This is a genomic window from Desulfitobacterium dehalogenans ATCC 51507 (assembly GCF_000243155.2).
Taxonomy (GTDB): domain Bacteria; phylum Bacillota; class Desulfitobacteriia; order Desulfitobacteriales; family Desulfitobacteriaceae; genus Desulfitobacterium; species Desulfitobacterium dehalogenans.
In genome coordinates, this window is record NC_018017.1 from 337,876 (window position 1) to 361,194 (window position 23,319).

Annotated in this window: 22 protein-coding genes, 1 pseudogene and 1 riboswitch; of the genes and pseudogenes, 18 read left to right on the plus strand and 5 right to left on the minus strand. The window is 45.6% G+C overall.

The window, feature by feature from the left end:
* The first annotated feature begins 66 nt into the window (after nucleotides 1-66).
* The 4 genes and pseudogenes from DESDE_RS01600 (at nucleotide 67) to DESDE_RS01610 (ending at nucleotide 2,646) form a co-directional block, all read left to right on the plus strand.
* Nucleotides 67-1,338, plus strand: a complete 1,272-nt coding sequence (locus DESDE_RS01600) for a serpin family protein (protein WP_014792296.1) — start codon at nucleotides 67-69, stop codon at nucleotides 1,336-1,338.
* A gap of 223 nt (nucleotides 1,339-1,561) precedes the next feature.
* Nucleotides 1,562-1,897, plus strand: a complete 336-nt coding sequence (locus DESDE_RS01605) for a hypothetical protein (RefSeq protein ID WP_041917182.1) — start codon at nucleotides 1,562-1,564, stop codon at nucleotides 1,895-1,897.
* Nucleotides 1,894-1,971, plus strand: a pseudogene (locus DESDE_RS22950) (hypothetical protein); the annotation flags it as partial. The gene DESDE_RS01605 and the pseudogene DESDE_RS22950, both read left to right, overlap by 4 nt.
* A gap of 147 nt (nucleotides 1,972-2,118) precedes the next feature.
* Nucleotides 2,119-2,646 (plus strand): GNAT family N-acetyltransferase, encoded by a 528-nt coding sequence (locus DESDE_RS01610; protein ID WP_148269935.1) that lies wholly within the window; start codon nucleotides 2,119-2,121, stop codon nucleotides 2,644-2,646.
* 454 nt (nucleotides 2,647-3,100) lie between these two features.
* Here DESDE_RS01610 and DESDE_RS01615 read toward each other — a convergent pair whose 3' ends face one another.
* Complete coding sequence (locus DESDE_RS01615; RefSeq protein WP_014792298.1) at nucleotides 3,101-4,504, minus strand: sigma-54 interaction domain-containing protein; 1,404 nt, start codon at nucleotides 4,502-4,504, stop codon at nucleotides 3,101-3,103.
* A gap of 246 nt (nucleotides 4,505-4,750) precedes the next feature.
* Here DESDE_RS01615 and hpsG point away from each other — a divergent pair, with 246 nt between their 5' ends.
* From hpsG to DESDE_RS01665, 11 genes are all read left to right on the plus strand, one after another.
* Complete coding sequence (gene hpsG, locus DESDE_RS01620) at nucleotides 4,751-7,231, plus strand: (2S)-3-sulfopropanediol dehydratase (protein WP_014792299.1); 2,481 nt, start codon at nucleotides 4,751-4,753, stop codon at nucleotides 7,229-7,231.
* Nucleotides 7,232-7,301: 70 nt separating this feature from the next.
* Nucleotides 7,302-8,228, plus strand: coding sequence for a (2S)-3-sulfopropanediol dehydratase activating enzyme (gene hpsH / locus DESDE_RS01625; RefSeq protein ID WP_014792300.1), 927 nt, complete (start codon nucleotides 7,302-7,304; stop codon nucleotides 8,226-8,228).
* Nucleotides 8,229-8,242: 14 nt separating this feature from the next.
* Nucleotides 8,243-9,571: an MFS transporter gene (locus tag DESDE_RS01630; RefSeq protein ID WP_014792301.1), complete on the plus strand. Its 1,329-nt coding sequence runs from the start codon at nucleotides 8,243-8,245 to the stop codon at nucleotides 9,569-9,571.
* A gap of 36 nt (nucleotides 9,572-9,607) precedes the next feature.
* Nucleotides 9,608-10,432, plus strand: a complete 825-nt coding sequence (locus DESDE_RS01635; RefSeq protein ID WP_014792302.1) for an SDR family NAD(P)-dependent oxidoreductase — start codon at nucleotides 9,608-9,610, stop codon at nucleotides 10,430-10,432.
* Nucleotides 10,433-10,481: 49 nt separating this feature from the next.
* Entirely contained in the window at nucleotides 10,482-10,859 is a 378-nt protein-coding gene (locus DESDE_RS01640; RefSeq protein WP_014792303.1) for a carboxymuconolactone decarboxylase family protein, read from the plus strand.
* A gap of 95 nt (nucleotides 10,860-10,954) precedes the next feature.
* On the plus strand, nucleotides 10,955-11,113 hold the full coding sequence (locus tag DESDE_RS20915; RefSeq protein WP_174270132.1) for a hypothetical protein: 159 nt from the start codon (nucleotides 10,955-10,957) through the stop codon (nucleotides 11,111-11,113).
* A 146-nt stretch (nucleotides 11,114-11,259) separates the two neighbouring features.
* The gene (locus DESDE_RS01645) at nucleotides 11,260-11,547 is read left to right on the plus strand and encodes a metal-sensing transcriptional repressor (protein WP_014792304.1); all 288 of its coding nucleotides are present in this window, start codon (nucleotides 11,260-11,262) and stop codon (nucleotides 11,545-11,547) included.
* A gap of 409 nt (nucleotides 11,548-11,956) precedes the next feature.
* The gene (locus tag DESDE_RS01650) at nucleotides 11,957-13,054 is read left to right on the plus strand and encodes an iron ABC transporter substrate-binding protein (RefSeq protein WP_014792305.1); all 1,098 of its coding nucleotides are present in this window, start codon (nucleotides 11,957-11,959) and stop codon (nucleotides 13,052-13,054) included.
* Complete coding sequence (locus tag DESDE_RS01655; protein WP_014792306.1) at nucleotides 13,029-14,117, plus strand: FecCD family ABC transporter permease; 1,089 nt, start codon at nucleotides 13,029-13,031, stop codon at nucleotides 14,115-14,117. The genes DESDE_RS01650 and DESDE_RS01655 overlap by 26 nt, the downstream gene beginning before the upstream one ends.
* Before the next feature lies 1 nt (nucleotide 14,118).
* Nucleotides 14,119-14,898: an ABC transporter ATP-binding protein gene (locus tag DESDE_RS01660; RefSeq protein WP_014792307.1), complete on the plus strand. Its 780-nt coding sequence runs from the start codon at nucleotides 14,119-14,121 to the stop codon at nucleotides 14,896-14,898.
* Nucleotides 14,899-14,927: 29 nt separating this feature from the next.
* Nucleotides 14,928-15,458 (plus strand): FmdE family protein, encoded by a 531-nt coding sequence (locus DESDE_RS01665; protein WP_014792308.1) that lies wholly within the window; start codon nucleotides 14,928-14,930, stop codon nucleotides 15,456-15,458.
* A 110-nt stretch (nucleotides 15,459-15,568) separates the two neighbouring features.
* Here DESDE_RS01665 and DESDE_RS01670 read toward each other — a convergent pair whose 3' ends face one another.
* The 3 genes from DESDE_RS01670 to DESDE_RS01680 form a co-directional block, all read right to left on the minus strand.
* Entirely contained in the window at nucleotides 15,569-15,766 is a 198-nt protein-coding gene (locus DESDE_RS01670) for a YjfB family protein (RefSeq protein ID WP_014792309.1), read from the minus strand.
* 64 nt (nucleotides 15,767-15,830) lie between these two features.
* Nucleotides 15,831-16,343, minus strand: coding sequence for an anaerobic ribonucleoside-triphosphate reductase activating protein (nrdG, locus tag DESDE_RS01675; protein WP_019849270.1), 513 nt, complete (start codon nucleotides 16,341-16,343; stop codon nucleotides 15,831-15,833).
* On the minus strand, nucleotides 16,343-18,712 hold the full coding sequence (locus tag DESDE_RS01680) for an anaerobic ribonucleoside triphosphate reductase (RefSeq protein WP_014792311.1): 2,370 nt from the start codon (nucleotides 18,710-18,712) through the stop codon (nucleotides 16,343-16,345). Before DESDE_RS01680 ends, nrdG begins: the two co-directional genes overlap by 1 nt.
* A gap of 131 nt (nucleotides 18,713-18,843) precedes the next feature.
* Nucleotides 18,844-19,028: riboswitch (cobalamin riboswitch) on the minus strand.
* A gap of 267 nt (nucleotides 19,029-19,295) precedes the next feature.
* On the opposite strand from DESDE_RS01680, the gene DESDE_RS01685 reads away from it, so the two are divergent.
* From DESDE_RS01685 to DESDE_RS01695, 3 genes are all read left to right on the plus strand, one after another.
* A complete protein-coding gene (locus tag DESDE_RS01685) occupies nucleotides 19,296-20,921 on the plus strand; it encodes a sensor histidine kinase (RefSeq protein WP_014792312.1) in 1,626 nt (541 codons plus the stop codon).
* A complete protein-coding gene (locus tag DESDE_RS01690; RefSeq protein WP_014792313.1) occupies nucleotides 20,914-22,017 on the plus strand; it encodes a response regulator in 1,104 nt (367 codons plus the stop codon). The genes DESDE_RS01685 and DESDE_RS01690 overlap by 8 nt, the downstream gene beginning before the upstream one ends.
* Before the next feature lie 135 nt (nucleotides 22,018-22,152).
* Nucleotides 22,153-23,106: a hypothetical protein gene (locus tag DESDE_RS01695; protein WP_014792314.1), complete on the plus strand. Its 954-nt coding sequence runs from the start codon at nucleotides 22,153-22,155 to the stop codon at nucleotides 23,104-23,106.
* A gap of 36 nt (nucleotides 23,107-23,142) precedes the next feature.
* On the opposite strand, the gene DESDE_RS21760 is transcribed toward DESDE_RS01695, so the two are convergent.
* Entirely contained in the window at nucleotides 23,143-23,292 is a 150-nt protein-coding gene (locus DESDE_RS21760) for a hypothetical protein (RefSeq protein ID WP_019849275.1), read from the minus strand.
* Between the last annotated feature and the right edge of the window lie 27 nt (nucleotides 23,293-23,319).

Sequence of the window (23,319 nt, forward strand, 5' to 3'; positions counted from 1 at the left end):
GAGATTGATTTTCCATGTCAGCTTTTGACCCAAATAAACGACTTAATATTAGAAGGAGGTAAGGTTATGAGTAGAAAATATCAATTAATTGTAACTTGGGCCTTGGTGGCGGTGATGCTGGGGGTGACCCTGACCGGCTGCTCAGGGAACTCCAAAGTAGCTGCCGGGGATTTGATGAAGGGGATTAATAAAAATCCTGTCCAACTTCCTCAAAAAATGGATGGAGAGTTGAATCAAGCTCTGCTGGATTTTACATGGAATTTATTCAGGGAAAGCGGTGCTAACACCGGTAATGTCATGATTTCAGCACCCTCTGTCTATCTGGCCTTAGGAATGACCCTAAATGGGGCCGATGGTGAGACCAGGGAAGCCATGCTCAAAGCCTTGTCTGCTCAAAACATAAAGCCGGAGGACTTTAATCTAGGCTTATCCGCATGGATGACCTCTTTGATGGATAAAGAAAATAAGGCGGATGTGCGTATTGCCAATTCGATTTGGATTCGTGATGGTTTTGAGGCGGACCCGGCTTTTTTACAGACCAATGGAGACTATTATCAAGCGGGAATAAGAAGCATTGATTTTGCCGATCCCTCGGCCCCTAAGATAATCAATCAATGGGTGGAGGAAAAAACGGAGGGGACCATCGATAAGATCATCGAGAAGATTGACGATGATTTAATGATGTACCTTATCAATGCGATTTACTTTAAAGGGGAGTGGAAGGATCAATTTAAGGCTGGAAGCACCTATGAAAGTACCTTCTCTGCTCCGGCAGGCAGTGTAGAAACTCCATTTATGAGACGAAGCGGGAATATGGACTATATCCAAGGTAAAGGGGCCACTGGAGTCATTCTCCCTTATACCGATGAGCGGTTTGCTTTCGTAGGGATCTTGCCTGGGGAAGGCCAATCTCCCCGGGATTTTATCAACACTATCACTGCCGCAGAAATGTTAACATTGATTAGCACGAAAAAGACGAAGAACATTGACCTCTCTCTGCCGAAATTTGAAAGCAGCTATGAAGATGAACTCCAGGATGAACTCCATGCCTTGGGAATGGAGATTGCCTTTGATCCTTATCGGGCAGATTTCTCATTAATGAATAAGGCCCATACCAAGGATCTTTTCATCGGGGAAGTCAAGCATAAAACCTATATTAAAGTGGATGAAAAGGGAACGGAAGCCGCCGCGGTAACAGGGGTAGGAGTCAGTACGACCAGCATGCCCATCGATCTTACCCAAGTCGTATTTGATCGGCCTTTTGTCTATGCCATCATAGATTGGCAGACAAATAGCCCGTTATTTGTGGGAATCATGGAAGATCCTACGGTGAAGTGAGATTAAGCTGCGGAGTAACTCGAACTTCACACAGAGGAATCAAAAGTCCGTGTTACTGTTTTCCCGGATCTAGTTGTTGATTTGGGTTTGGTTTTCGAAGGAATATAAAATAGTTGATGCACAAACTGATTCTCAAATCCCTCTCTACTAGATAAGCCGGTATTTGTCTAAGTTTAGAGGGATTTTTATTTTAGGTAATGGAAAAAGTGAAAGGGGCCAGCTTATGAAACAAGAAGAGGGAAAAGATCTAACCAGGAAACGGTTGATGGTATTTGTAGTATTGTCCATCGCTTTAGGGTGGACGGCTTTTTTACTCATCCCACTTTTGGGGGCGGCCTATGGGCAAGGTATGTCCATAGCCATCCTGGCAGGGGCGATGTTTACTCCGGCCATAAGCAGTTTATTGACCAGGCTCATCACCAAAGAAGGGTTTCAGAAGATGCATCTGCGTCCGCACTTTAAGAGACATATTAAGGGGTATGTGCTGGTGTTCTTTGGGCCTACGGTTTTGATTTTTGAATTATTGGAGCAGATAAATATAAGCGAAATATTACAATAAATCAAAAGTTCGGCAATGATCTTAATTCTAATAGTATTTGCTTAACTACAGAAGAGGGGTTCGCGGATGTTTTAACAGGTACTGTATATGCTTCGAAAGAAAAAGCCCCTATTATTTTAGTAAATAATTCTTCACATCGGCAACTACAAGGACTTACTATCAAAATCGTTATGCAAATGCAGACAAAGTATATGTATTGGGAGGAACTGCGGTTGTCACCTGTGGATTTTAGAGCGAAATTCCATAATGCGGGTTTTAGATGTGGTGACGGTGATGGCTGGAAGAAATGTAAAGAAAGCAAGGTGCTGATGATAGTTATCAGGCATGCCGCGGAAAATGATTTAGAGGGTATTCTAAAGCTCTATGGGACGTTGGAGGAAAATAAAGACTGCGGTATCGATATCGATGCCGCAGTCTTTATTTTCAGTAAAATTTACAGCTACCCGGACTATTCTATTTATGTGGCAGAGATAGAAGGTAACATCGTCGGTACCTTTTCATTAGCGATTATGGATAACGTCGCCCACAGGGGTGCGCCTTCTGGGCTTGTTGAGGATGTCATCGTTGCGGAAAACTATCAGCGAATGGGTATTGGCAAGCGCATGATGACAGCCGCAATGGAGATATGCAAGCAAAAAGGCTGTTACAAAATGGCTTTATCCAGTAATGTTAAAAGGAAAGATGCCCACAAATTTTACGAAAGCTTAGGATTTAAGATTCATGGTTACAGCTTTCTTGTTGAGCTGTGAATGTGTGGTTATAATCTTCCGCCAAGGCTCCTACTCGATTTCTTGTGTTTATGCGGATGTGCAATTTGCAAATGTTATAAAAGCAAACTTGTAAATGCAAGTCGTTTATTGTCTGTGTTTCTGACTTATACTGAATGATTTGTTGCATATAATGCTTTTATCGCTTTCTTCCGCGCCTTTGTAATCCACATAAACGATGCTATCTCCATCATATGAAGTGCAGATTAACAAGCGTTGGTATCCGAATCCATCGTCGGCTTGGATAACCTCCCCTGTGAAGGAAAGCTTTTTATCTTTATACTTATCTGGACTGCAGCAGATATCCTCGTATGAAATAGCCACGCCAGCGGGCAAAAGCTTGTGAAAGACGCGAAAAAGATATTAGTCTGCCAACCGGAGTATGATGACATAAAAAAGTACATTGTCGATTTGCATCGAAGGGCACATCATGGGCCTATAGATTCTTAAGCTTCCGGTACAATTTTGTCCTGCTTATCCCCAGAAGCTCTGCGGCCTTGGTTTTGTTACCATGGGCCGTTTTTAGAGCCTCGAGTATTTTGGTTCTTTCATAGGATGAATACTCTTCCGTAAGCTGGGAGTTTGTTTTCCAATCATCACTCAAGTGATCAGGGTCGATATCATCGATAGTATTGCTGATTTTACTGAGAACGGCCTGTACGTCTTCCGCAGTGATTAAATCTCCGTTTGAAAGGATGCCCAGCCTTTCTACCAAATTTTTTAATTCTCGAACATTGCCCGGCCAGGGATACTTTTTCATCAAATTAAAAGCTGGTTCGGTGATTTTTTTATCGGTTTTATATTTGTTATTAAAGTTCTGTATGAATTGCTCTCCTAAAGGCTTTATATCCTCCAACCTTTCCCGCAAGGGTTTAATATGGAGATGCATAACGCTTAATCTGTAAAAAAGGTCTTCTCGAAAGAGGCTTTTTTTTATCATCTGTTCCAAGTGCTTGTTCGTAGCGGCGATGATCCGCGTGTCGATCTTTATGAGCTTGGTTCCGCCTACCCTGCGGATTTCTCCGTTCTCTATGGCCCGTAAGAGTTTAACTTGAAGAGCATAGGGGATATCCCCAATCTCATCCAAGAAAAGGGTTCCGCCTTGGGCCAGTTCAAAAAGACCGATTTTTCCACCGCGGGTTGCTCCTGTGAAGGCGCCTTCTTCATATCCGAACAGTTCAGCCTCAAGCAAGTTATCCGGAATGGACGGGATGCTTACGGTGATAAATGGTCCTTCCTTGCGGATGCTGTTTTTATGAATGGTCTTGACCATAACCTCTTTGCCAACTCCGGATTCCCCGGTAACCAAGACGCTGCAATCGATGGGAGCTAGCTTTTGGACATCTTCCAGCAGACACTTCATATTCGTACTTTCGATAACGAAATCTTCTCCCAGCAACAAAGTATTGCGCAAGTGTTTTATCTCCGCAAGGTATGTCTTATTGATACGGCGCTCGGTTTCCAGAGTCTCTAAGATTTGATTCACTTCACTGCAAGTCATAGCGCTGGATACCAGAAACTTGATCTTGCCCTCTTCATCGTAGACCGGATTGCAGTAGACAATAACATCCTTTTCACTTCCTTTAGAGATAATAGACGCTGTGAATTTGCCGCTTTCTATCGCTTCGTAAACAACGGCTTTATCGATTAACCCTTCCTGAACGAGATATTTCGCTTCTTTCCCAATCACCTCGGTAGTAATACCTAACTTCTCACGGTTAGCCTTGTTAGTCCACATCACAACACCATTTTCGTCCATGACTGAAACGGACTCCATAATATTGTCGAGTATTTCCTGGAAGTCTTTGGTACCCAGTTCTTTGGCAGACATGGTCTTCATTCCTCTCGTTCGGATTTGTATTAAATTTCACACATGGTTACGGACATTATAATACAAAACGTTACAGTTGTGAAGGTTAAAACAATCCAATTTGCGCACTCTGGTGTTTGGCATACTTTTTGCATTTATAGTGTAGCAGTTGGCGAGCCATCCAAAGTATTAAGGACGTATGGGAGGGATAAAGGAAGTCTTTTATGTGAATGTGGGTTTTATCCTAAGATGATTTTTGGGAGAGGAGCGAAAACTATGTCTTGCTGTGAACCGTTAGTATTGTCCCCTCAGGAGATGTGGCTTGAGGGAAAGATGAAGGACGAAGATAAAGGCAGAGAGAGAACCTTCAGAAGGATGGAGGCGATCCGTAAAAGTCAAATTCTGCTATGCACGGATAGAGCGCGTTTGTTTACGGAATCCATGAAAGCTACCGAGCGCAAGCCCCTGATTCTCAGATGGGCCTTAGCTCTGCAGCATATCGCTGAGAATATCCCGGTGTATATCGGGGAGGATGATTTGATCGTCGGGAAAGGAGAGAATCATCCCGGACGCTGTGGGATGCTTTATCCGGAAATCGACGGAGCGTATTTGGATCGCATGGGAGAAAATATATGCGGCCGCCCCGACACTCCTTTTTATGTATCTAAAGAAGATTACAAAATCATGACGGAGGAGATCGCACCCTATTGGAAGGACAAATCCTTTCCAGAGACCTTTGTCGCAGCCCTGCCGGAGGATACCCGAACCCTGATGTTCGGTGCCGATCAGGAAAATATCTATCAGCAGTTTGGGATTATTTTTTGTTCAGGGAACTTCCGAGCCTCCCATAACTGGGTCATTGATTATAAAAAGGTTGCGGAGCGGGGGATCAAGGATATCAAAAAACAAGCTCAGGAAAAACTGGCGGAGATAGAAAATCCCTTTGAACGGGTGGAGAAAGAACCCTTCCTGCAATCCGTGATCATCACCTGTGATGCTATTGTGATCTGGGCTAAGCGGTATGCTCAATCAGCTCGGGAAATGGCGCAAAAGGAAAGCAATCCGGCGCGGAAGGCAGAACTGTTGCAGATTGCCGAAATCTGTGAATGGGTTCCGGAAAATCCTGCGCGGACCTTCTATGAAGCACTGCAGACCCAGTGGTTTGCTTATATGTTCTGCCGCTTGGAGCAACTGGGTGCCGCTTCCTTGAGTCTGGGAAGAATGGACCAGTATCTCTATCCTTACTATAAAAAGGACATAGAAGAAGGCCGGATGACCAGGGATCAAGCGAGGGAATTGCTGGAGAGCGTCTGGGTCAATATGTCCGAAGCGATGTTCATTATGGCAAGCCCGGCGGCCGGCTCTTTCACAGAGGGGTATGCTCACTTTGAGGGTGTTACCATAGGCGGACAGACCCGGGAAGGCAAGGATGCGACCAACGAGGTGTCGTATTTGATCCTTGATTCCAAGCGGGGGATTCCTATCAACTATCCGGATATGGGGGTAAGGATTCATGCGCAAACTCCGGATAAATTTCTTAGAGCGGTAACAGAGATCATTAAAGAAGGGCAGGGCTATCCGAAGCTGCTCAATGATGAGGAGATCGTTCCTCTGTACCTGGCTAAGGGTGTAAGCTATGAGGATGCTCTGGATTATTGTATCGCCGGTTGTGTCGAGAACAGAATTCCGAACGTGGACACCTATGCGACTCCCGCCGGTGCTGTTAATTTTGGCGCCGCAGTGGAGTTAACCCTGAATAACGGCCGGATGAAACTGTATGGCGATTACCAATTTGGGGCGGAGACCGGTGATCCCAGAAACTTCACCTCCTTTGAAGAGGTGATGAATGCTTACCGCACTCAGCATCTCTATTTATTAAAACATGTCCTAACCCAGCAGGCAGTATTGGATGAGGTCAAAACAAAGTTTATGGCGGCTCCCATGACCTCGATGGTCCATGATATTTGTATGGAGGAATGCCGGGATCTTCACCATTGGTTAAAGAGGGGCCTGCGCGAAATTTATTGTGATGCCATTGGTTATGCAACTGCAGCCGATTCCTTGGCAGCCATTAAGAAGCTGGTCTTTGATGATAAAAAGCTGACGATGGGTGAGCTATTGGATGCCTTAGTGGTTAATTTTGAGGGTAAAGAGGCTATCCGGCAGATGTGCCTGAATGCGCCTAAATATGCCAACAACGATCCTGAGGCTGATGCGATAGCTAAGGAACTGGAAAAATATCATCTGGATTATTTAGAAGAACAGAACAAAGAGATTCCCGGAACGGTCCTATCGCTCCGTATGGTCCCCGTAACCCTCCATATTGCCTTTGGCAAAGTGGTGGGAGCAACGCCTAACGGCAGAAAAGCCGGAATGCCTCTGGCAGAAGGAACCGGGGCTTCACATGGTTGTGATACAAAGGGACCCACCGGGTTGCTCATGTCTAACGTCAATTCCAAAAATAAAGGGTCCAAAAACCGACAGGCCAGACTACTTAACCTGAAACTGAGCCCCGGTTCAGTCAAAGGGGAGGAAGGAACCCGGAAGCTGATGTCCCTCATCCGAACCTGGTGCGATATGAAACTCTATCATATTCAGTTTAATATCATTAATCGAGAAACCTTGCTGGCCGCCCAGAAAGACCCTGAGAAATACCGGAGCTTAGTGATCCGTGTAGCTGGCTACAGCGCTTATTTCACGGAACTGTCCAAAGAACTGCAAGACGAGATTATTGCCAGAACAGAGCAGAGTCTATAGTTAAAGGAAAAGCGCAGGCCCCGTCGGGCGACGGCGGGTCCTGCCCTTCCTCCTAAAGGAGACACAGATTATGAAGGAAAAGCAAAAAGGTCAAAATTCGGGGCAGGTTTTTAATATCCAAAAATACTCGATCCACGACGGACCCGGGATAAGAACGATCGTATTTTTAAAAGGATGTCCTTTAAAATGCCAATGGTGTTCCAATCCCGAAAGTCAGCATCCTTATCCTGAGGTATTTTACAATGATAATAAATGCATCGGTATTGGAGAGTGCCGTTATTGTCTGAAGGCTTGCCGTGCCGGCGCCATGACGGAGGCTGAGGGTAAGGTCGCGATTGACAGGGAACGATGCACTCAGTGCGGAGATTGCGCCGAAGCCTGCCCGGCTAAGGCGGTGGAGGTTTGTGGTGTCCCCATGACGGTGGACGAAGTTCTGAATAGTGTTGAAGAGGACGGCGCTTTTTACACCCGTTCAGGAGGCGGAATCACGCTGAGCGGCGGGGAACCTTTGGTGCAGGCTGATTTTGCCGGCAAGCTCATAAATGAGGCCAGGCAGAGGGGGCTGAATACCGCCGTTGAAACGACCGGTTTTGCTGAGTGGGAAGCCATCGAAAAGGTCTTGAACTATGCAGACACGGTCTACTATGACCTAAAATGCATGGATTCCCAAAAGCATAAAAAGTATACCGGGGTTGCCAATGAGAAGATCTTGTTTAATTTTAAAAAGATATGTACAGAGTTTCCGGAGATGGCGATTCGGGTTCGGACGCCGATTGTTCCAGGATTCAATGATACCAAACGGGAGATTAGGGCTATTGTAGAGTTTATAAAAGGAATGCCAAGGGATATCGAATATGAGATTTTGCCCTATCACCGCTTGGGGGAAAGCAAATACCCTTCTCTGGGAAGAATATACCCCTTGAGTGGTGTTCCAACACTTGAACAGGAAAAACTAAGGGAATTGGAAGGCTATGCCAAGTTTTTGATGAAAAATTAAGGAGGAAAACATCAATGGAGAATCAAAAAGTACTCACCAGCTATTTTGATGGCGTCAAGGTTACATCCAAGCATTTAAAAATCGTACTTTTAATTGCCATGGGCCTTCTGTTTGACATGATGGACAACTATAATTTTTCCTTTGTTGCGCCGACTCTGATGAAAAACTGGGGTATCACCATGGAGCAGGTGGGACAGATCAATTCGATGTTTTTTATCGGCATGCTGGTGGGGAGTTTGTTCGGTGGATTCATCTCTGATCATATCGGAAGAAAGAAGGCCTTTTTGGCCAGCTCAGTATTTTTTTCCGTCTTCTCCCTTAGCAATGCCTTTGTTACCAATGTCCAGGCCTTTATGGTGATGAGGTTCTTGACCGGTGTTGGGATTGCCAGCCTGATTATTGTGGCCGTACCCTATATGGTTGAAATGCTGCCTGCGGAGAGCCGGGGTAAGTGGCAGGCTCTCGGGATTGGCTTTGGATATATCGGCATACCGGCCATTGCTATTTTCTGCAAGAAGGTCATCCCCTTGGCTCCGGAAAACTGGCGATATGTTTATGCTATCGGCGGCGGCGGCCTGATCATCGCGGCCTTAGGATTATTGTGGCTGGAAGAGTCTCCAAGGTGGCTTGTGTCAAAGGGCAGAGTGGCGGAAGCAGAAAGAATCGTGGAAAAAATGACGGGCTATAAAGCCGATTTAAGCGGCGTGGTACGCAATACGGAGAAGGTCAGTGTTTTGTATGTTCTAAAAGAAATGTTCAGCAAGAAACTATATAAAAATACTTTGGTGCTGCTGGAGATATTTTGGTTTGCTTATGCGGCAGGATTTATCTTCATCAGCTTTGCCCCAACCTTATTTGTTACCAAGGGCTATTCCATTGAGGATGGTTTAACCCTTTCGATGATGATGTCCTTTGGTTTTGTGGCCGGACCTTTTGTAGCTGCTGCCATATCTGACAAGGGCGGAAGAAAATGGCCGATCGTTGCTTTAAATATCGCCGCGTTGGTCCTGTCCATAGTCTACGCGAGTTTAAACAACAAAACCGGGATTTACGTGGTTGCTGTGTTAATCGCCGTGATTATACAGGCTATGTGCGCTGTAACGCAGACCTATTTAGGGGAATTATTCCCAACCAATATCAGAAATGCTGCTTCAGGCATTATTTACTCGTCGGGGCGTATCCCCACGGCAGTCGCTATGGTGGCCATTCCGGTGATCAATAGGATGTATGGATATGTTGGCGTATTCGCTGTGACGGGAATGATCTATGTCCTTACGGCGATTATCGTCGGCGTCTGGGGAGTGCGCGCCAGTGGAAAATCACTTGAACAGATCAATGAGTAAGTTCGGGGAATTAAGCTGAAAGGAAGGCAAAAGGATATGTTACTTAAAGACAAAGTGGCGTTGGTAACCGGAGGAAATGGGGGGCTAGGAAGAGCGATTGTCAAAGCCTATCTGGCTGAAGGTGCGAAAGTGGCGTTTGCCGGCCGGCATCCGATGAAACCGGAGTTTGCTCGGGAATTAGACGAGATGGGCGGAGAGTACCTGCCCCTGCAATGCGATGTCAGCTCAAGTGGACAGGTGAGGGAAATGTTTGCCAAGGTTGTGGAGCGGTTTGGTACTCTGGACATCCTGGTGAATAATGCAGCCAAATTAAACACGGACCCGCAAAGCGCAGAGCGCAGAAAAGCCCATTATGAACTGGTGACCAAGCCGGTGCCGCGGCATTCGCTCCAAATTACGATGAATATCACCGATGAGGAATGGAAGAGCTATTTTGATGTGAATATTCACGGCGCCTTTTATTGTACGCGTGAAGCCCTGAAAATCATGGAAACTAAAAAATCCGGGAGGATTATTAACATTGCTTCCACGGCGGGGATGTCGGTTACAAGTATTCATAGCCCCCATTACAGTGCATCAAAGGCGGCGTTGATCGGGTTTACCCGGTCGGTTGCGGCAGAAGTGGCAGGGGGTGGAATTTTGGTGAATTGCATTGCCCCCGGTGGCATCATGACCGATGATTTCAGTGATATTTTGGGCAGGATGACAGAACAGGCGAGAAATGAATTTTTCCAGATGGTCCCCTTGGGGAGATTAGGCGAACCTGAAGAGTATGCTTCCCTTGCGGTATGGCTGGCCTCAGAAGGCGGCGGTTATATGGTGGGTCAGGTCATCAGTCCGAATGGCGGAGCCGCTATCTAAAGTCCACTCCAATAAACGACTATAAATAGTAGAAAGAGGTGCTTGTCAAATGAATAACAAGGTTGAAACCCCGATATGCAACAGATTACAGGAAAACGGGTATTGGAACAATGACTGGAACGGCTTATATAATTTGGATCCGGTATGGACTGAGAAATACCTGGATATGGCCATGCAGGCGATGTCCGGCATTGTGGACCCCAAAACAGCAGAGCTGATCGCCATCGCGGTGGATGCTTCTTGCACCCATATGTATGCCCCAGGTGTGCGCAGACACATTCAAAAAGCCCTTGAATTGGGAGTGACCCAAAGGGAGATTATGGCTGTCTTAGAGAGTACCACCTTATTGAGCATCCATTCCTGTGCCATGGGTGTGCCTATTTTGATGGAAGAAGTTGAAAAAATGGAGTCAGCAAAGACGAAATAATAGCTATGGAGAAATCCATAGCTGACGAGGGGCAAATTTCCAAGCGCTTGGGAATTTGCCCCTGTTTAAGATGGAGAGATTTATGAAGCATTATCATGGCCGCGGCTTTGGAGAACACAGGGGCGATTTCCACGGCTTTTATGGGGGCGTGTTCCCCCACAGACGGGGCGGCAGACGCGATGATGACGGCAGAAGAGAAGACCGATAGGGACCAATTAAGCAAATTAGTAATCAAGAAAAGAGGAAAAAGCTAAATCACAGCGAATATCATACCTCAAAAGAAATGAATGAGATGAATTAAACCATGGAGGTTTAACCTAAAAGGGGTTAGCTCTGTGGTTTTTTATTTTTCAGCAAATCATCTTGATTTCTTTTTAATGTGTTCGTAAGGAGCTGAATCATGGTAATGAGCGAAAAGGGCCATAGCCATCATCATAATACCAAAGCCGTTCTCAATCGCTTATCCCGCGCAATTGGTCATCTTGAATCCGTTAAACGGATGGTAGAAGAGGAGAAGGACTGCAGTGAAGTATTGATTCAGTTATCGGCAGTTATAGCGGCTCTTAATAATACCGGTAAGGTCATTCTTAAAGATCATATTGCCCATTGTATTGTTGAGGCTTGGGAAATCGGTGATGAAAAGGCTCTTGAAAATATGAATAAGGCCATTGATCGCTTTATTAAATGATGGCAGCACACTAATATATCTGCCTTGCCTCAAGGGATGAAAATGTTGAGAATATTGAAAGAAATATCCCCCCAGGGGGCTTGTGCGATTAGGAAAGAATTGTTAGGCTATACTTAAGCTTAAAAGGGGCCGCAGCTTGGGCCGCTCCATCATAGTATAACGAAGACCATGGAGGTCTCTTTCCCTTAACTATAGGGAGGACGCTTCATGGTTTTTTGTATTCCTCTGGTTGGTCAATCTTTAAATAATTGATATTGGATTCCCTTGGCAGGGTTCAATATACCTTCTCTTTTTGCTCATTTTTTGGTCCATTTGGGTTTGGGATCAATGAAATGAGTTTCTTTATAAAAAACGGCTTATTTGCCTGAAGACCATAAAAGAAAAAAATTCTAAAAAGGAGAGGAATGCCATGAAAAAATTGACCCTTATCTTACTGACACTTATGCTTATTGCGACCGGGTGTACAAGTCAGGAGTCTGCGGTTCCTGGCCGGACGGAGGACACTACCCGGGTCGTCACCGATATGATGGGCAGGCAAGTGGAGATTCCGGCGAAGATCGATTCCATCGTTTGCACAGGCTCAGGCGCTCTGCGGTTAATCGCTTATGCCCAGGCCACTGATCTTCTAATTGGAATTGAAGATATCGACAAAACGAGAGAGATAAAACGAGCTTATAACTATGTCTATCATGACCAATTCAAAGACCTCCCCAGTATAGGCAAAGGCGGCGGCCGTGGTTATACCGCCTATGAAGAGCAGATTATTGCCCTTCAGCCTGATATCATCTTTACTTTTTATAATAGTGACGCCCTTGAGCAGCTGGCCAACAAAACAGGGATTCCTGTAGTATCCATTGCGACTCAGGCCAACCTGTTTGGGGAGGATACGGCTCAATCCCTGACATTGATCGGAGAGATTCTTGGCAAAGAGGAACGCTGTGCCGAGTTGGCTGCTTATATGGAGCAGTTAAGGGCCGACCTCAATGACCGGACCAAGGATATTGCGGATACGGACAAACCGGTTGTGTATACCGGTGCCGTAACCTATAACGGTGCCCACGGATTCGCCGGAACCTATGCCAACTTTGGTCCCCTTAAGGCCATTAATGCCATCAATGTAGCCGATGAGACCGGTCAGAAAGATGGATTCGATGTGGATTGGGAAAAAATCCAGGTCTGGGACCCCGATTACATCTTTCTCGATCCTGGCAATATGAATCTGGTCAATGAGGAATATACCAAGAAGCCTGATTACTTCAATTCTTTGCGTGCGGTGAGAGAAGGTAAGGTTTATTCCATGATTAGCTTTAATAATTACTCCACGAATAGTGAGGTGGCTATAGCCGACGCTTATTATGCAGGCAAGGTGCTGTTCCCTGAGAAGTTTGCAGATATTGATATGGAGACCAAGACCGATGAAATCATTGCAAAGTTTTTGGGTAGAGGGATCTATGCCGAAATGAAGGAGGCCGGGTTAACCTTTGGAAAGATTACACTTGGTCAGTAACTCAGGTAAACTTCACTATCGGGATGCTTACGGAAAATATATGGCCAGAAAGCGCTTTGTGCTCTTTGTCCTGATAACCCTGCTGATAGGTACGGCCCTGTTTTCGATGACAGCCGGCTCCGCCGGTCTGACCTTGGGAGAGGTTTTCCGGACATTCATAGGGGAAGGTACGACTCAGGCCAACGCTATTGTTTGGAATGTACGCTTGCCCCGCATCATGACCGCGACAGTGGTGGGAGGTGCTTTGGCCCTGGCAGGCTGTGTCATGCAAGGCGTACTGCGGAATCCTTTGGCCTCTGCCTCAACCCTGGGGGTATCCCAGGGGGCTTCCTTTGGTGCCACCATCGCTATTGTCTACTTTAGTGCCGGGGTGCAGCATAATGCCACGGGAAGCGGGGCGATCAGTATTACCAACCCCTTTCTGGTCACCGTATGCGCTTTTTTCGGGGGGATCATTTCCGTATTGGTCATTCTGGCTTTATCCCGGATTAAAACCGTTACCCCAGCCTCCATGGTCTTAGCCGGGGTTGCTCTTTCTTCCCTGTTCGGCGGGGGAACCACTCTGGCCCAATATTTTGCCGACGATGTAGTGTTGGCCTCGGTGGTCTATTGGACATTTGGAGATCTGGGACGTACCAGCTGGAATGAAATAGTCCTTATCTTTGTCATTCTTAGTCTGACTTTTATCTACTTTATGTCCAAAAGCTGGAGCTACAATGGGATACAAAGCGGGCTGCAGACGGCACGAAGTCTGGGGATCCATGTGGATCAGCTGATTTTGGTCAGTATGGTGTTGTCCGCTCTTTTGGCGGCCAGTGCCGTATCTTTTGTGGGGATTATTAATTTTGTCGGGTTGGTGGCTCCCCACATGGTTAGAAGGTTCGTGGGCAGCGATTATCGGTTTTTGCTTCCGGCTTCCATGCTAGCCGGAGCCTGTATATTGCTGTTAAGTGATCTTTGTTCCCGAACCATTGTAGCGCCGGTGGTTTTGCCCATTGGTGCTATAACTTCATTTCTCGGGGCGCCGCTGTTTTTATATCTGATTTACAAGGGGGCGAGATAGGATGCTGAAAGTACAGAACCTTAGCTTTCACTATGGAACCCACCTTGTACTGGAGGATGTACACTTCGAAGCTCCCTATGGACATTGTGTCGCCATTCTGGGCAATAATGGTGCAGGAAAAAGTACATTGATTAAATGCCTCAATAAAATACTACCCCCTCGCTCCGGCCAGGTTCTACTGGATGAACAGAATGTGTTCAGCATGTCCCGGACCAATGTGGCGAAAGAGGTGGCCTATGTGGCTCAGCACAGTGAAACCTCCCGCTTTACAGTGTTCGATGCCGTGATGCTGGGGCGCAAACCCTATATCAAGTTCAGCCCCTCCCAAGCAGACTATGAGATCGTTGAAACCATGATTGAAAAATTGGAGCTAACCCATATGGCCCTCTCTTATATCGATGAACTCTCCGGTGGAGAACTGCAAAAAGTAATGCTGGCCCGGGCTTTGACCCAACAACCTAAAGTGCTGCTCCTGGATGAACCTACCAGCAACCTGGATCTGAAAAATCAGCACGATATGCTTGGGCTGGTAGAGAAAATCGCCAGGGAGGAAGATATCTGTGTCCTTATGGTCATTCATGATTTGAATCTTGCTTTGCGCTATTGTGATCGGTTTCTCTTTATTAAAAACGGAGGAATTTATGCCTATGGCGACGAAGAAATCATGAATGCTAAGGTGATCAGCGAAGTGTACGGCATACCGGTGGCTATGGAATATTCCCATGGAGTTAAAATGGTTGTGCCCTTCCCCGAGCAGGTTATGAAGACGAATAAAGCATAATGCATAAATAAAGAAAGGAATGGATGATTATGGATGAGCAGTTGTGGGAAAAAGCGGTGGCCTTTCATGGCCATGAGTGTCCGGGATTAGCCATTGGTTTCAGAGCATGTGAAGCGGCCCAGGAAAAAATGGGACTCAAGTTCTCCAGTGATGAGGAAATTGTTTGCGTGACGGAAAATGATGCCTGTGGAGTCGATGCTGTGCAAGTTATTGCGGGATGCAGCTTTGGCAAAGGAAATCTTATCTATCGGGGAACCGGAAAAATGGCCTTCAGCTTCTTCAACAGAACCACAGGGGAAAGTGTGAGAATCGTTCTGAAACCCTCTCAAGGGGAAATGGACCGGCAGGAACGGCAAAAGTATATCCTCACCGCTCCGGTGGAGGAAGTGTTTGAGTTTAAAAAGCCTGGTTTTACTGTGCCTAAGCAGGCCCAGCTCTTCAGGACCGTGGTCTGTGAAAGCTGCGGGGAAGGGGCGCCTGAACATAAGATCAGGCTCCAGGAGGGGAAAAAGGTCTGCCTGGACTGTTTTGAGGACTATTCAAGAGGATATGGATTATAATCTTATCAACAAAAAAGCCTATAAACGAAAAAGGACCGTTGCCCGGAAAACAATGTTCACCGGCAACGGTCCTTTTTATCCCGCGCATAAATCGGGGCACAAGGACATCATTATACCAAGACGTTAAGTTGACTGCCAAGCTGAGGATTCACAGATAGCTCCATCTCATTGGATATCCCCGAAGCCATGGCCAGCATGGCATTGGTTTGTTCCTGAGAGGTATTCATAACCATCTTCATGACAGAAATTGAAGCTTGCTGTTTAAGCTGAACCTGATTGGAAACGACGGACAAAGCTGCTATATCCATAGTTAACCCTCCTCCAAGTTAAATATATCATATCTTGGATAGTTTAACCAAACCTTTTGCGAATTTAAGCCAAGGCCAAAACAACCTTCCCCTGCTTCAGGCTTGCTTGCACATCGATAATTCGTTGGTTCTCCGAACCTCTAAAGGGTAGAAGCAGATTTCTGTTGGCTGATTCGAATGGTCCGTCCACCAATAAATCGGTATGCTCAAGTAAGAGAGCCCAGGCAGGCTCTTTTTTACTTTGAGCGGTAAGTTCTTCATAGGTATACCCAGAGTAAGTCATGACGTGGAAGCCCCTTTGCTTAGCGGACTGTGCCAATAAGGCAAAACCTTCAGCTTGGGCAAAGGGTTCCCCGCCGCTTAGAGTGATGCCGTCAAGGAGGGGATTCATCGCCAAACCTTTGAGAATCTCTGAGATAGGGATGCTTTTTCCTCCTTCATAGGAATGGGTCTCAGGATTATGGCAGCCGGGGCAGTGGTGAGGGCATCCTTGGGCAAAGACCGTCAAACGTATGCCCGGGCCATCGACAATGGATTCTTCAATGATTCCTGCGATCCGGATCTGGAAGTCCATCATCAGACCTCCCTCTGATCCGCAGAGGAGTGGAGGCAATTCAGGTGTTTAATCCGATCCCGGACTTCGGCCTTTTTGGCGTCGTTGAAACGATCCAGGGTGCCGACCAAATAGCCGGTGATGCGGCGGATGCGCTCAAAGGGGGTGGCACCTTCTGCTCTGCCGCAGCGAGGGCATTCGTTGCCGATGATTCCTGTATATCCGCAGATGGGATCCCGATCCACAGGATGATTGACGGCGCCGAAGCCGATGCCGGATTCTTTCATGCAGCGGATGATTTTCTCAAAGGCCTCCACATTTTGAGCCGGGTCGCCGTCCACCTCCACATAAGTGATATGGCCGGCATTGGTCAATTCATGATAAGGTGCTTCGATTTTAATTTTGTGAAAGGCAGGGATGGGGAAGCTGACGGGGATGTGGAAGCTGTTGGTGTAGTATTCTTTATCCGTGATACCGGGGATGCTGCCGAAAAGCTCCTGATCCATCTTAATGAAGCGGCCGGAGAGGCCTTCGGCAGGAGTGGCTAAGAGAGAGAAGTTCAGCCCGTATTCCTGCCCGGCTTCATCCATGCGTCGGCGCAGATGCTGGACAATCTCCAGTCCCAATTGGCGGGCTTCTTCCGATTCCCCGTGATGCCGTCCGGTTAAGGCTATAAGGCACTCGGCCAGTCCGATAAAGCCCATGGAAAGGGTTCCGTGCTTCAGCACTTCGCGGATCTCATCATCCCAGCCCAATTGGTCAGAGTCCAGCCAGATCCCCTGCCCCATGAGGAAGGGGAAGTTCTTGACTTTTTTGCGGGCTTGAATCTCAAAGCGTTCCAAGAGCTGGTTGATGACGAGGTCAACTTTCTCATCCAGCATGGTAAAGAATTCAGTGCGGTTTTTGTTGCTTTTTAAGGCGAGACGGGGGAGGTTGATGGTGGTAAAGCTAAGATTCCCCCGGCCAAAGATGGTTTCCCGGGAAGGATCGTAACTATTGCCGATGACCCGGGTGCGGCAGCCCATGTAGGCAATTTCCGTCTCAGGTCTGCCGGGGACATAGTATTGCAGGTTAAAGGGAGCATCGAGGAAGGAGAAGTTAGGGAAGAGTCTTTTGGCACTCACCCGGCAGGCCAGCTGGAATAAATCGTAGTTGGGCTCCCCGGGATTATAATTGATCCCTTCCTTCACTTTGAAGATATGGATAGGGAAAATGGGGGTCTCCCCGTTGCCCAGACCTGCTTCTGTAGCCAGGAGAAGATTTTTGACCACCATACGGCCTTCCGGGGTGGTGTCCATGCCGTAATTGAGGGAGCTGAAGGGAATCTGGGCTCCGGCACGGCTGTGCATGGTGTTGAGATTATGGACCAGGGCTTCCATAGCTTGATAGGTTTTTTTATCCGTCTCGGCGAGAGCCTTTTTAGCGGCAAAGTCCTGGGCCTTCCGAAGGGTAGGCTTGTCCAGTTTAAGGTTAGGAAGGTTTTGGAGCAGAGCTAATTCCTGCTCAAAATAGCCCGGATCAGGGGAAAGGGTGGGCGTATATCCCCCTTGGTTTTCCAGAGTGGAGAACACATCCTTAAGATGGGCTTCCAGCTCTTCCGAATCCATCTCCTGAGGGAATAAAAGCTCGCAGGCTTTGAGCAAGTTTTGTCTGTAAAGTTTAATATAGCTTTTGGCCACACCGGGTGCCATGCCATAATCAAAATTAGGGATGCTTTGGCCGCCGTGCTGGTCGTTCTGGTTGGATTGAATGGCGATGCAAGCCAAAGCGCTGTAGCTTTGGATATCGTTGGGTTCTCTTAAGAAGCCGTGGCCGGTCCCAAAGCCCTCTTTGAAGAGTTTTATAATGTCGATCTGGCAGCAGGTGGTGGTGAGGGTGAGAAAATCCATATCATGGATGTGAATATCTCCCTCTTTGTGGGCTTTAGAGTGTTCTGGCTTTAAGACAAACATCTCATTGAATTGTTTAGCCCCTTCGGAGCCGTAGCGCAGCATGGTGCCCATGGCGGTATCCCCGTCAATATTGGCGTTTTCCCGCTTCATATCGTTGTCTTTGGCTTCTTTAAAGGTGAGATCCTCATAGACTTTCATAAGCCGGGTATCCATTTCCCGGACCCGGGTCCGTTCTGCCCGATAGAGAATGAACTCTTTGGCTGTGCGGGCGTGGCCTTTTTCGATAAGAATCTTTTCTACAGCGTCCTGAATTTCCTCCACGGAAGGAACTCTTTTATGTAGGTTGATCTCGAGGTAGTTGACCACTTCCTCAGCAAGAAGGAGGGAGGATTGATAGTCCTTGCCTCCTGTGGCGCTGGCCGCCTTAAAGATGGCGCTGGCTATTTTCTCAATGTTAAAGGGAACTTCTCGTCCGTCTCGCTTGCGAATCTTAGTAATCAAATAAAATCTACCTCTTTTCTCAATCTAATCTCCTGACATCTGATAAAGAAACAAAAACTTCCCGACAGAGATGTCGAGAAGCTAAAAACAACATGCCATTAGCAGTCCAACATACTCTATACTCCGTAGAGTTGGTGGTATACCCATAGGCAGGTCTTCTGACTTAGGATCATCTATACTTCTTACCTTCCCGAAAACCTTTTCAGTGGTCATGCCAAGAAGCATATCTCCCTTACAGCGGCGGGACCGTGCCGGATTCTAACCGGCTTCCCTTTTCACCTGTGGTCACACAGTCACCTATGAGATTCCTTGATCAATGGATCAGTTTTATTATACATCAAAATCCTATCGAACACCATATATAGATAAAAATTAGTGAAGAGACACTATATATAGTGGGTCTATAACCAAAATCAGAGCCAAGGTTTAATGAAATCATATCCTAAAACCAAGGAGAGTGTCAACGATCTAAATCACAGATGTACCGAAGCAAAAAGTAAAAGACTTGTCATCCGATGATAAATCGATAAAAATAGAGGTATAACTAAGAAGATAGTTAGAGAGTTTACTTAAGGAGATAAAGATGAGCCAACGTTACAGGACCTTCATATCGATTTTGTTTGGATTGATTAGTTTTGTCGGGGTTTTCTTTGCAAGTCGATTTGATTTTAATGGGTTTTCCATTAACATTACATGGAGTTTGATGCTTCCCTTGTTGGTGGCATTAGCCTGGGGGACTAAGTATGGTGTTATTAGTGTTGTAGCCAGCCCTATTATTTTTTATCCGTTTATTCTAGGGAGTTATAACGGTTGGGCATCGCTGATTCCTTCCCTATCTCTTTTGCTTTGGGTTCTTATTCACGGATATGGGAGTGAAAAACGCCAGAAATCAAAGAAGAGAGTCTATAATCTCTACTTTCTACAGTTGATATATGTGCTTATCCGATTTGTGGTTTATATCACTCTATTCCCGATACTTATTCGATTCAATGAAGTGATTACACCGTTTTGGAATCCTCAAGCCTATACGGAAATAGATATGGGGATTATTCTTTTATTCGTAATCAAGGGAATCATTGTCGAATCCATTTTATTAGGCTTTTGCGATGCAGTGCTCCTCCTTCCTTTTGTTCGCAAATTTTTTAACCTCCCCATCTCTAGTGGAGCAAGATATAACACGTATATTTTGTCCGCAATTGTTCTTTTCGGTTTATGTTTTACCTTAGCTGTATTAGGAATTTACAACTATATTTCGGATGAGATCCCCTTTTTTTCATGGAATCTCAATCCCAGTGAAGAAACCCGAGTCACCTTCTTATTTGCAATTATTTTGTTTTTTATTATGGGTGGGATCACCATTCGCTTTGTTCAGCGCGTGGTGGAGACACAAGCGCAGCTGAGAATTCGAGAGCGCCAATTAGAGGAGGCGTTAGGAGATATTCGGGTGCTTAATGACGAGCTGGAACAACGGATTCTCTTACGCACAGGTGAACTGCAAAATGCAGTCAGCGAATTGGAGGGATTTGCCTATACCATATCCCATGATTTGCGGGCGCCTATCCGAGCTATTGAAGGATATAGCAATTTTATTCTTGAGGATTATGGAAAACAACTTAATCCAGAGACCAATGAAATGTTAGGGAGCATTAAAGGAATTTGCCAAGATATGATCACATTGATTCATCGTTTGTTGGAGTATTCCATAACGTCAAAGCAAGAATTGGCACTCCAACCAGTAAACCTAGCAGACCTTATTCTCAATATTTATGAAGAACTTAAGGTAGCTCATCCTGATCGAAACGTGGATTTGGTCATTGAGAATGAATTGCCGATGGTAACAGGGGATAAAGTACTCTTACGGCAAGCCCTTGAAAATATTCTTTCCAACGGGTTTAAATTTACTAAAGGGCGTCAACAGGCAATCCTGAACGTAAACAGTGTCAAACATGCTGAAGAATGGGTATTCTGCTTTAAAGATAATGGTGTTGGTTTCGATATGAAGTACGCCGGTAAGTTATTCCACGTATTCCAAAGAATGCACCGTAAGCAGGATTTTGAAGGAACGGGTATAGGACTTGCTACTGTGAAAAAAATACTTGAGAAACATAGAGGAAGAGTTTGGATTGAGGGACGAGTTAATGAAGGAGCACAACTTTATTTTGCTTTACCCTTAGAAAAAAACAACATAGATGAGGGCGAAAATGTTTGAGGTAATGATTGTCGATGATATGGATATTATGATAAAACAGATTAAGCGGTTAACCTTATGGAGCGATGAAACGGATTTTCGCATCGTGGCACAGGCATCGGATGGTCAAGAAGCCCTTGAAAAGCTTCGGGAGCATCCTGTAGACCTCTTGATTACGGATATTGAAATGCCAGTCATCAATGGAATTGAACTATTAAAAGAAGTACAAGAGCGGGGATTAGCTTCTTGCGTCGTATTTTTGAGCGTGCACAGTGAATTTAACTTTGCAAAACATGCGATTCAATACGGTGTTTTTGATTATTTGATTAAGCCTGTTGTCCATGATGACCTAAAACAGGTGCTCGAAAAAGCAAAAAAACATCTATTGGACAAGAAAAAGGCCAATGAATATGTAAAGACATTAGAGGAACAGCTGGTTGAAAAGGTAGATATCTATTATCCTGAGGCACAGCTGAGAAGCCTTTTGAAGCAGCTGGATCAAGGAGAAAAGGGAGCCTTAAGGGGAATAGAGATGATGCTTGATGAAGTGTGTGAGGGGGTAGGGCATGATCGGATTAAAGGGGCTCTGGTATTGCAAAAAATTTATGATGAAGTTTTCATGTCCATACAAGAGGCATATCCCTGGCTTGAGAAGTACATCACAGTAGAGCATTATCTGGAAAATCCCTCCCCTCAGAAAGCGGAGCTTCAAGTCCTGAAGGAGCGATTCATGGAGCATGTTGAAAGGCTGATGGACACACTGAATCGATTTGTTTTGCGGTCTGAACGCAGTGCCCTAGTAAGAGAGGTATGTCTTTTTTGTATTGAGCATATTGAAAATCAGATTAGTCTCGGAAAAATTGCAGAAGCATTTTATTTGACGAAGAATTATGTCGGTGATCTGTTCAAACAGGAGACGGGAATAACCGTAGGAGAGCATATTACTTTTATCAAAATAGAACGGGCAAAAAGATTGGTTGAAAAAGATGCCTTAAAAAACTATGAAATAGCCCATCTCCTGGGTTTTAGTGATGCAGAGTATTTCGGGAAGTTATTTAAGAAATATACGGGAATGCCACCTATGGTGTACAGGGCCATGAAAAAGGATGAGCGATAGGAACGTAACATACGAATCCGTGTTTTGTCAGGGGATAACCCTTAGTAATTACATTCACATGCAGGGGAAGCTCTTGTATGATAAAACCATCACAAAGAGCTTCTCAAGCTCGATATAGAAAAAGGAGCGATAAGGATGGTATTAGGTAAAAAAAGTTGGCTTACAGGAGTGCTACTTGCTGCGATGGTAACAACAATGACAGGTTGCGGTCAAGAGAGTACGGCGCCAGAGGTACCCAAAACTCAGGAAACACAAAACGCAAGTGTTCAGCCGGAAAAAAAGAAATTTGATCTCGAATGGAGTATTCAACCGAAGCTAGGGATTACCAAAGGGGATTACTATAAAATCGAAGAACATTTCCGTCAAGGACACCTGGGAACCCTAGAGGTGGTTAAAAATGATGATAAAATAGTTCATGTCGAATTTAACGAAACGACGCGTCCAAATTACTACCATCGTATTTATCAAGATGTTCCCAAACGGATGTCTGAATATAACTTCACAATGGGAGAGCGCAAAGGAGCAGCCTGGATTCAAAGTGTAGTTATGGTGGAAAAGCAAATGATCGAGAAGCAAACCCTTACTGGAGAATTTGATATGGTTTCCGGTGCGTCCAACAGTATCAAGCAATCCATGCTTCCACTGGCAGAGCAGCTGAAAGGTTCTTTGAATGCACCATCGAATCAAAAGTATTACAGCATTGCTGAAAAACTTGAAGGTGGACTCACAGGTCTTCTCAAAATAGTTGTCGAAGATAAAAAGATCATTTCTGTAAAGTATGATGAAATCTTTGCAGACACTCCAGAAGAAATCGACAACACAAACTTGAAAAAGTTTTACAGACAATCCAAATATGACAGTGTAGAATATGAAGAGCCTTCCCGTATTGGATTTAATGTTCAAATGGATGCTTTAAACGAACAAGTCGTCAAAACACAAAACCTCTTGGATCTATCCGAGCTTCCAGCCATTGGTGATACCGGTAATTATGCAGAAAGTGGTTATACCACACGCAACACCGCATGGGATAATTATCTAAGAATGGCTCAGCAACTGCTCAATGAAATGAAAAAAGACGGCAATTTCTAATCAGGTTGAGTTGTTCGTCTTTAATGAGCTTACACATTAAATAAAGTCATGTAAAAACAGTAGATCATCGCGATCTACTGTTTTTTTATAATCAAGCTTAATCAACACCCGATATAAGGATAAAAAAAGTCGAATCTGGCAGCAGCTGGTATCCCCTTCGGAGCCGTAGCGCAGTATGGTGCCCATGGCGGTATCCCCGTCAACCAAGGGGAC